This window comes from Marinactinospora thermotolerans DSM 45154, from assembly GCF_900167435.1.
GTDB lineage: Bacteria > Actinomycetota > Actinomycetes > Streptosporangiales > Streptosporangiaceae > Marinactinospora > Marinactinospora thermotolerans.
Map to the genome: position 1 here is coordinate 127,025 of NZ_FUWS01000008.1, position 9,189 is coordinate 136,213.

A 9,189-nucleotide genomic window follows, 5' to 3' on the forward strand; every position below is an offset into this window, starting at 1 on the left:
GGAAAAGAGGACAGCAACCGTGACAGCAACGACAGCAATCCGCCCCTACCCGGAATGGACGCCACCCCTCATCAATCCAGGCCGATCACGGTCCGACCCGCCGATTTCCCCGCCTTACAAGCGGGTGGTCGGAGGTTCGAGTCCTCTCGCGCCCACGTTCCCTGAACACAGAAAACGCCCCCTGGCCTGCGGATACAGGCCAGGGGGCGTTGTCATGTCCGTCCGATTGTTTGCGGCGGGATCCGGCCGTCTGCGGGCGCCTGTGCTGAATACGTGCTGAAGCCCTCAGCCCTCGCGGTGATCTCCCCGCCCGAGCCTCAGCGCTTCCTCGATCTTCTTCTTGGCCCATTCCTCCTCTCCCACGAGGCACTTGGCGTAGATCTGCTTCAGCACCGCGACGCTGTGCCCCGCCCATTGGGCGACCAGCGTCTCGCTCGATCGATGCGGCTCCTGCATTCCGGATATGCGGGACGGCTTCTGAGGGTGCCCGTTCGGAAACGGTCGGCCCAGTCCGGCGGCGCGTACGGCAGACCGTGAAATCAGGTGAGCATGGCCGTCAGGCGGGCGGCCGGACCGGCCGGTGCCTACCCTTGATGTCCGCCTTCTCTCGTTGCGCTGGGCCGCGTGCGCCCGTTACCACATACCCGCCAGTTTGTATGGATTTGGCCATTTCCGGCTTTTCTGTCAGAAACGGCCGCTGGCCGTCGCTGGCTGCTGATAGCAATAGCGCTTGCTGACAACGCGAAGGCGGGGAGATGCGGTTTCGGGTGGATGTTGCGGCGCTCGCGCCGCAGATGGCATGGCCGGATGTGCACGGCGCGGCTCGGGGAGTGGTCTATAGCCTGCTCGAGAAGCAGGATCCCGCCCTCGCGACCGAGCTGCACGATACCGGCTGGAACGGGACATCGCTGCGACCTCTCGGGGTTCGGCCTCCACTGTTCCTCGGCGCGGCACGGCGGAAGGGCGTCTACGCCACCTCGGACAAGGGGATGGTGTTCCTGGGGTCGCCGGTCCCGCGGATCGCGGGGGCTCTGCTGGCCGGGTTCGGCGGGTGCGCAGAGGTGCGGTGGGGCGGAACGCCGCTGAAAGTGCGCGGCGTCCGGTTGGAGGCCGCGCCGGACCATTCGTCGGGCACGGCCGTCTTCGAGACGGCGTCGCCGGTGGTGATCAAGCACGAGGACCGGTTCCTGCTCCCCGACGACGCCGGTTACGCGGAGCGTCTGGTTCACAACAGCCGGCACAAGGCCGACGTCCTGGGGCTGCCGTCCGAGGTGGAGGTGGAGGTCCTCAAGGCGGGGCATCGACGTATGTTCCGGTCGGCCAAGGGGTTTCGCATCGGAGCCCAGGTGAGCGTGCGCTTGCACGCCGACCCGCGGTTGCTGGACGCGCTCTACGACTGGGGGCTGGGATTGGCCACCAACCAGGGCTTCGGGTGGGTGAAGTGACCGAAGCGGTTCTCTCCCGTCCCCCGCTGGAGTTGAGCGGGCACCCGATCCAACGGTGTGGCGCCCGGGTGCTCACCGAGTTCGCCGGCAAGGACCGGCCGGAGGCGCTGGAGGCCGTCGACCTGGACCGCGCCGCGCGGCGGATCGCCGAGGACGTCGCGCTCGCCGCGACCGCCTCGCCGGGCCGGGGTGACTATGACTGGTGGAAGGTCCTCTTCGCCCTCTACCCGAATTCCAAGCCCACCCATGCCCGGCGGGAACGCGACCGTGATGCGATGCTGGCCGAGATGGCCGCGCTTCTGGGCGTCGACGAGGGCAGGGGCGAGGTCCACCCGTGCGTGTTCTGCGGACAGGACTGCACGGTGTTGTGGTCGAAGTCGGTGCTGCCCATGTTCGACTCGGTGCGCGCCGTCAACACGCTGCCGCCACGCACTCTGGGGTGGCCGGTGTGCCGAGGATGCCGATTGGCGGTGTGGGCGCTGCCGTACGGCGCCTGGCTGACCGCGGGGTCGGCCACCGTCCTGACATGCGACGACCCGGAGGTCGAGCGGGCCTTCGTCGTCCGCAACATCAAACGGGCCGGCCGCATCCGCCAGCTCGGTTTCGACGCCCTGGCCCACGGTGTGGGTCCTGAGGCCGTTGCCGTGCGCGCGTTGCGGGAGCACGCGATCGCCGGTCCGGTCGCGGCGACGCTGTGGTCGTTCAAGAACGACAACCAGGAACCGTGGCTGAGGGTGTTCTCCACCCGCACCGGGGTCACGGCGTTCTTGCGGCGCGTGCTCAGTGAACCGCAGGGCCGCAAGGGCTGGCAGGACCTCAAACGGTCACTGCACCGCGTCGACTCGTCGGGCCGGACCGTCCTGGACGGGACGACGGCCGTGGCCCGCACCCTGTTCGATCCGGAGCTGGAGCCCCGCGACCGCCTGGTCGCCTTGCTGTTCAAGCATTCCAACGATTCTGACGCCCCCTCGGAGAGGGATACGGCCTGGCGGTCCCTGCTGGCCGCCTACCTGGAGGTGATGCACGGAGTGGAGACGAAACAGCTCAGGCCGCTCGCGGAGATGGTGGCGCGCTGGATCGCCACGGAGTCCAGCCGCGGACGGTTCAACGAGTACCGCCGCGTGGCTGGTAGCGCCTACCCCCTGCACAAGCTGCTCGTGACGGTCAGCGCCCGCCTGTACCTCGACGGAGGGGAACCCGTCGACGTGGGGCCGGCGGTCGAGGAGCTGCTGGCCGCCGGTTCCCGCGGCTGGCGCCTTCGGGCACTGCTTTGGTTCGAGGTGCTGGCCGAACTGGGACGGCTGGGAGTGTCGCTGTCGGGGGCCGAGGCCGGGGAGGACGGCGGAGACGACCAGCCGACGGAGTTCGACCCGCTGGCGGATGTGGACAGCCCGGAAGAAGAGGACTACGCCTGATGAGCTATTTGGCCGGCAAGATCGTGCTCGCGGTCGAGGCGGGCGCCCCCAACAACGCCAAGGGGGAGAGCACCACCACACCGGTGAAGAGCGCCCGGATCCGCGGACGGATCCACCCCTACGTGTCGGCGCAGGCGTTTCGCCGCTGGGTGCGTGACACCATGACCGCGGCCGGCTCGGTCCCCTCCACGGTGGAGCGGGTGGGCAAGACCCAGGGCAAGGCGCAGAAGGCCACCACGGCGGCCGATCCGGTCAGGTACACCGACGACGACCTGTTCGGGTACATGCGGGCGACGGCGAAGTCCAAGGAGGAGGCCACCACTCTGCGCGACAGCCCGTTCATGGTGGGCACGTTCATGTCGGTGGAACCGGTGCGCGTCACCGAGGACTTCGGCGTGATGTCGCGCGGCATCGACGAGCCGGTCCTGCACTCCCACCAGTTCTACACCGCCGACCTCGCCGCGCCGTTCCTCCTCGACCTGCCCAGGGTGGGCACCTTCACCCTGCCCGGAGACAACGGGGGGAAGGCCAACTACCTGAAGGAAGAGGACGCTCTCAAGGCCGCCGCGGCCATCGGGGCGGGCGCGACCATGATCCCCTTCCGCGGCCATCAGGCGCTGCGGCTGCCCCTGGAGATCCGGCGGGACCGGGTGGCCGTGCTGCTGGAGGCCATCGCCGAACTGGCCGGAGGCGCAAAGAAGGCCCTGCACTACGGTGACCGGACGCCCGCGCTCGTGGCGCTGGTGTCGATGGCGGGCGGGGTCAACCCCCTCGGGTTCGTCGTCACGGGCGAGGAGGACGGCGGTGGACTGAGCGTCCGCGGTGACGTCCTCGCCCAAGAGCTCGCCGCCTGGGAGGGCCAGTGGGAGGCGCCGGTGCGCCTCGGCTGGCGCCCGGGGTTCCGCGATCGGGTGCGCAAGGAGTTCGAGAACCAGGCCGCGCCCCTGATCGACGAGAAGAAGGTGCGGATGGAACACCCCCGTTCGCTGCTGCAGGGGCTGGCAGAGGAGATCCGGGCCGGGCGGCACGACCACTGGTTCGACGACCCGCAGCGGTGAGGGCGGCGATGACACGACCGAGAGCGCCGATCGAGGCGGTGCGGATCGAACTGTACGCTCCCGTCGCCTCCTTCCGGGACCCGATGTTCCCCGGAGTGAGCCGGTGCCTGCCGGTGCCGCCGCCTTCCACCGTCCGGGGGATGCTGGCGGCGGCCACCGGGCGGGCAGCCGAACCGATCGTCTTGGGGATGGCGGCCCGTGCCGAGGGGCGGGGGACTGACGCCGAGACCTACCATCCGATCGCCGTCGACGGAGGCAACCCTGCGGTCGCGGGCCGGGTGCGTGGCGGGAAGGGAGGGACGACACTGCGCGAACGTCCCTTCCTCGTCGGCGTGCACCTGAGCGTGTGGGTGCCCGCACCCGAGGGCGACCGGATCGCTGCGGCCCTGCGTCGCCCGGTGTGGCCGCTGCGTCTCGGCCGTTCCCAGGACCTGGTCCACGTCCGTTCGATCACCCCCACCACGCTGGAACCCGTCAAGGAGGCGCGGATCGGCCACGCCCTGGCTCCCATCGGAGGCCACGGCGCGCCGCAGGCGTCCTCGCTGCGCCTGGCCGAGACGGTCAACCCCGATCGGCGCCAGACCTGGTTCGGTGACTACGTGTGGTGCGCCGAACCCGCCGGCCGGCACCGGGTCCACGGCGCCTACCGTGACCCGGTCGACGACCAGGCCGTGTGGCTGCACGCCGCCGGGGACGCCGGCGACGAAGAGGAACAGCGCGAACTCACCGAGGTCTGGGCGAAGTCGGCCGCGTATTCGCGTCTCGGCCGTCCCGAGACACTGGTCGAGCACAGCCGGACGGTACACGACGCGGCGCGGTCCGTCGCCGAACGGATCGCCTCCGCCGGGGTGCTGGCGCGCCGTCCCGGGTTCTGGCCGGCGGTGGAGACAGCCGCGCTGTTGCACGATGCCGGCAAGGTCGCGGAGGGCTTCCAGAGCCAAATCCGACCGAAAGGCGGCATGTGGGGGGAACGCCATGAGGTGCTCTCCCTGGCCTACGTCCACCTACTCACCGGGCACCTCCCGCCCGCCGAACGCCGGCTGGTGGCGGCCGGGGTGGCCTTCCACCACCTCCACCTCACCGGCCCCAACGGCCTACAGGAGCGCTATCCCGCGGTCGCCGACTGGAAACGGAAGTTCGGTCACGACCCGAACCCCCCGCCGGGCCGGTCCAAGGGGCAGGTCCCCGCCAAGCGCCATCAAGCCCTGCTGCGCTGGTATGCCGACCGGCTCGGCGCGGCCCTCGCCCCGACAGACGACCGGAAACTGTGGGAGCTGGCCCGCGACACTTTCACCCAGGTCAGCGCCGACTGGTCGGAGCCGGTGCCACCCGAGGAGGGGTTGATGGCCGTGCTCGCCCAGGGCGCGGTCACCCTCGCCGACCACTGCGGCTCGGCCCACGTCTCCCTCCAGACGCACATGCCGCTGCCACGCGACTACCTCGCCACGCTGCCCGCGCCCTACCCACACCAGAAGGCCGCCGCCGACGCCTGCGGCCACCTGGTGCTGTGCTCGCCCACCGGCAGCGGCAAGACCGAGGCCGCACTGGCCTGGGCCTCCCGCCAGCTCGACGACATGCCCGGCCGGCCACGGATGGTGTGGGTACTGCCCTACCGGGCCTCCATCGACGCCGCGCGCAGACGCCTGATCGACGACCTGGACCCACCGCCGGGACGGGAACGCCCCGACATCGCCGTGCTGCACGCCACCACGGCCCAGACCCTCCTGACGGAGATGTCGGCCGACGACGGGCCGTCCCGCGCCGGCGATCCCGCGGCGTCGGCGGAGAAGGCGCGCGCTCAAGCCGCCGCGATGCGAGGGCTGTTCGCCCAGCGGGTCAGGGTCTCCACGCCCCACCAGCTCCTGCGGGCGGCGATCGCCGGCCACCGCTACTCCAGCGTCCTGCTCGAACAGGCCAACGCCATCATCGTGCTCGACGAGCTGCACGCCTACGATCCGGTCACCTTCGGCCGTCTGTGCGCGGCCATGCGGTTGTGGGAGCGCCTGGGCAGCCGTGTCGCCGTCCTGTCGGCCACACTCGCCCCGCCCATGCTCGAACTGGTGGCCGGCGGCCCGGACCCCAGCCTCACCAGGCCGGTCACCCTGCACCGATCACCGCCGGGCACCGCGCCCGACCGGCACCGGTTGGTCCTGGACGAACGTCCCGTCACCGACCCGGCCAGCCTCGACCGTGTCGGCCGATGGCTGGCCGAAGGCCACAGCGTGCTCGTGGTGGCCAACACCGTCGCCACCGCCCAGTACCTCTACCAGCGTCTCGCCCCGGCCGCGCGCGCCGCGCTTCCCGACGATCCGGACGCCGCCCTCCTGCTGCACTCCCGGTTCCGCGCGTGCGACCGCGCCGCCATCGAGCAGCGCATTCTGCGGCGGCACCCCGAGCGGCGCGGAGGCGAACCGGCGCGACGGGGTGGTCTCGTCGTCGCCACACAGGCACTCGAGGTGTCCCTCTGCCTGGACTTCGACCGCGGCATCAGTGAACTGGCGCCGGTGGAGGCGCTGGCCCAGCGCGCGGGCCGGGTCAACAGGCGGGGACGCCACCCCGAGGGAGTGGTGGAATTCCGGGTCCACGAGCCCGAACCTGACCAGACCGGCCGGCCGAAGCATCACCCCTACCCGGCCGGGGCCATCGATGCCGCGCGCCACGCCCTGAACCGCGCCCCCGGGCCGACGATCTCCGAGCACACCATCGGCGAATGGCTCCGGCTGGCCTACGACACCGAGTGGGGCCGCCAATGGACACACGACGCCCGGCGTGCCCGCGACGACTTCGAACGTGACTTCCTCACCTTCACCATCCCCTTCGAGGACCGGAGCGAATACGCCACCGGGCTCGACGAGGCCTTCGACACCGTCGAGATCCTGCACGCCGATGACGTCGAGGAGTACGGGACACGCTGTGCCGCCCACCCGCTGCTGGCCGCCGAACTGCTCATCCCGATCCGCTACACCCAGCTCCAGACGCTCAGAAAGGCCCACCGCCTCCACCCCCTTCCGGGAAAGGCGGGCAAACCGCGCCTGTGGAGCACCGATGTCCCCTACCACCCGGAGACCGGCCTGGACCTGACGATGACCGCGGGCCCGGCCCCGAGCACGGAGACGATCCTGTGACCGATGACCACGACGGCGGGATCGGGGGTGTCCACATCAAGTACCTGCTGCACTGCCCCCGCCAGCTCTGGCTCTACGCCCGGGGCTACCGCCCCGAACAACGCAGCGACGCCGTCGCCTTCGGAGAGGCCCTGGACGACACCACCTACACCCGCCGCCGTGACATCGATCTGGGTGAGGCCAAGATCGACTGGGTCACCACGGGAGCGGTCGTCCACGAGACGAAGTCCTCGCGCGCCCCCTCCCCGCAGCACGAAGTCCAGGTACGGCACTACTGCCTGCTTCTGGCCCGGCTCGGCGTCAACGTCGCCCGCGGCGTCGTCCACTATCCACTCATCCGCCGCACCAGCGAAGTCGCTTGGAACGCCGCTGCCCGCGCCGAGGCCGAGAAGACCGAACAGACCGCCAGGGACGTCATCGCCGCCGACCGGCCCGCACCGCGCCTTCCCCGCGACCGATGTCGCGGCTGCTCCTACCGGGACTACTGCTGGGGAGACCTGTGACCGCCGCCACGCGAACCTACTGGCTCACCGAGCCCTGCCGTATCCGCCGTGAGAACAACAGCATCCGCATCGAACGCCCCGACCAGACCCCGGTGCGCATCCCCGTCACCGACATCCGCGACCTGGTCGCCTTCGACCACGTCGACGTGAACACCTCCGTGGTCTCCCTGCTCAACCGCCACGACATCACCTTGCACGTACTCGACCACTACGGGAACTACGCCGGAACGTTCACCCCGCACGAGGGCATGAGCTCGGCTCTCACACTGCGCCGCCAGGTCGAGGTCACCGCTGACCCTCGGCAACGGCTCGCCATCGCCCGCTCCCTCGTTGCGGCCACCGCGGCCAACGTGAGATGGGCCTTGGACACCGACCTGCTGGACAGGTCGCTGCACGTCCTCACCGAGGAACTCCCCACAGCCCGCAGCAGCAGCGAACTCATGAGAATCGAGGCCAACTTCCGGCGCACCGCCTGGGCCACCCTCGACACCATGCTCCCGCCGTGGCTCCGGCTCAACGGCCGCACCCGCAGGCCGCCCTCCAACGCGGGGAACGCCTTCATCAGCTACGTCAACACCATCGTGTACGCGCGCGTGCTCACCGCGTTGCGGTGCACACCGCTGCACCCCGCGATCGGTTTCCTGCACGCCGACACTGACCGTCGTCGCAACACCCTTGCGCTTGACCTCGCCGAACCCTTCAGACCGCTCTTCGCCGAACGCCTCCTCCGCCGCGCCGCGGCGCAGAAGACCCTGCGGCAATCCGACTTCGAGAGCGACGTCGCACGGGCCTCCCTGAGTAAGGAGGGACGCAAGAAGGTGGCCGAACTGCTCCGCACCGAACTGGCGAACACCGTCCACCACCGTTCCCTCAAACGCAAGGTCAGCTACGAGGAACTCATCCACCTCGAAGCCCTCAAGGTCGTCCGGCTCTGTCTTGAGGAGACCCCCTACAAACCCTTCAAACCCTGGTGGTGACCATGTTCGTTGTCGTCGTCTATGACACGCTCGCGGAGCGCAACCCCGCAATCCTGAAAACGTGCCGTCGTTACCTTCACTGGGTCCAACGCAGTGTCTTTCAGGGGGAGTTGTCCGCGGCCCAGTACCGTTCCTTCACCGAGGCGATCAAACACCTGATCGACCCGTCCTACGACAGCGTTCTCATCTACCGGATGCAGGGACCACACATGGTGCGGACGGAAACGATCGGGCAGAAGTTCACCAGCGACAGCCCGGTACTATGACGGGCTCCTCACCCGTTTTGACCTGCGGTGTTGCACTACCGGCGGACCTCTGCAAAACAGCCTCCTTCCCGCGTCGGAAAGAGGCGCGTGACCTGCGGTTTTACTCTCGGTCGCTGATCATCCCTGGAGGGATCGCAACATGGCCAGGCCGGGCGCGATCTGCGCCAGCACCGGGTCGCTGATCATCCCTGGAGGGATCGCAACCCGGTCAGCTCACAGATGGCGTCAATGGGGACCCCGAGTCGCTGATCATCCCTGGAGGGATCGCAACATGCACAGACACCGGTAGTCGACCGCCCGTTCGAATGTCGCTGATCATCCCTGGAGGGATCGCAACATCATCATCATCATCGTCATCGTCTCCGGTAGAGTTCGCGGGTCGCTGATCATCCCTGGAGGG

8 protein-coding genes are annotated in these 9,189 nt (G+C 69.5%); 7 read left to right on the forward strand and 1 reads right to left on the reverse strand.

All coding sequences use genetic code 11. The annotated features are described in order from the left end of the window. Positions 1-285: 285 nt before the first annotated feature. Positions 286-456, reverse strand: a complete 171-nt coding sequence (locus tag B5D66_RS25135) for a hypothetical protein (protein ID WP_200813674.1) — start codon at positions 454-456, stop codon at positions 286-288. A 338-nt stretch (positions 457-794) separates the two neighbouring features. On the opposite strand from B5D66_RS25135, the gene cas6 reads away from it, so the two are divergent. The 7 genes from cas6 to cas2 are packed head-to-tail and all read left to right on the forward strand — an operon-like array spanning position 795 to position 8,789. Continuing rightward, entirely contained in the window at positions 795-1,445 is a 651-nt protein-coding gene (gene cas6, locus B5D66_RS15535) for a CRISPR-associated endoribonuclease Cas6 (protein ID WP_235001028.1), read from the forward strand. Continuing rightward, positions 1,442-2,860, forward strand: coding sequence for a hypothetical protein (locus tag B5D66_RS15540; protein WP_200813659.1), 1,419 nt, complete (start codon positions 1,442-1,444; stop codon positions 2,858-2,860). Before cas6 ends, B5D66_RS15540 begins: the two co-directional genes overlap by 4 nt. Next, a complete protein-coding gene (gene cas7i, locus B5D66_RS15545; RefSeq protein WP_078762463.1) occupies positions 2,860-3,918 on the forward strand; it encodes a type I-B CRISPR-associated protein Cas7/Cst2/DevR in 1,059 nt (352 codons plus the stop codon). The genes B5D66_RS15540 and cas7i overlap by 1 nt, the downstream gene beginning before the upstream one ends. 8 nt (positions 3,919-3,926) lie before the next feature. After that, positions 3,927-7,043, forward strand: a complete 3,117-nt coding sequence (locus tag B5D66_RS15550) for a CRISPR-associated helicase/endonuclease Cas3 (RefSeq protein WP_078762464.1) — start codon at positions 3,927-3,929, stop codon at positions 7,041-7,043. Then, entirely contained in the window at positions 7,040-7,546 is a 507-nt protein-coding gene (locus B5D66_RS15555; protein WP_200813660.1) for a CRISPR-associated protein Cas4, read from the forward strand. Before B5D66_RS15550 ends, B5D66_RS15555 begins: the two co-directional genes overlap by 4 nt. Beyond that, the gene (gene cas1b / locus B5D66_RS15560) at positions 7,543-8,523 is read left to right on the forward strand and encodes a type I-B CRISPR-associated endonuclease Cas1b (protein ID WP_078762465.1); all 981 of its coding nucleotides are present in this window, start codon (positions 7,543-7,545) and stop codon (positions 8,521-8,523) included. Before B5D66_RS15555 ends, cas1b begins: the two co-directional genes overlap by 4 nt. Positions 8,524-8,525: 2 nt before the next feature. Further along, on the forward strand, positions 8,526-8,789 hold the full coding sequence (gene cas2 / locus B5D66_RS15565; RefSeq protein WP_078762590.1) for a CRISPR-associated endonuclease Cas2: 264 nt from the start codon (positions 8,526-8,528) through the stop codon (positions 8,787-8,789). Positions 8,790-9,189: the final 400 nt, after the last annotated feature.